This is a genomic window from Shewanella electrica (genome assembly GCF_022321485.1).
GTDB classification, from domain to species: Bacteria; Pseudomonadota; Gammaproteobacteria; order Enterobacterales; family Shewanellaceae; genus Shewanella; species Shewanella electrica.
On sequence record NZ_JAKOGG010000813.1, the window covers coordinates 1 to 233 of the forward strand.

General features: G+C 48.5%; 1 protein-coding gene. It reads right to left on the bottom strand.

Going from position 1 to position 233, the window contains the following annotated elements; all coding sequences use genetic code 11:
• Window positions 1–233 (bottom strand): armadillo/beta-catenin-like repeat-containing protein (locus L9G74_RS24700; protein WP_238899101.1); only part of this gene is annotated, 233 nt, incomplete at both ends.

A 233-nucleotide genomic window follows, 5' to 3' on the forward strand; every position in this document is an offset into this window, starting at 1 on the left:
TCCGGAGTGCCAGATGCAATGTTTGTAAGTGCCCACGCAGCTTCGAACTGAGCTGGGGGAAATCCTCTCTGGTAAGAAACTGCACGAATCTAGGAACAACGCCTGATTGAATAACCTCTTCAATTGGAGGGCTCCTCTCTATAGAAAGCAACTTGCGGAACTGTGTTGTGGCCTCAAGCTGAAGGTTGTTATCGTCCGAATAAACTCCACCAATCATAGCAGGAAGGCTTTCG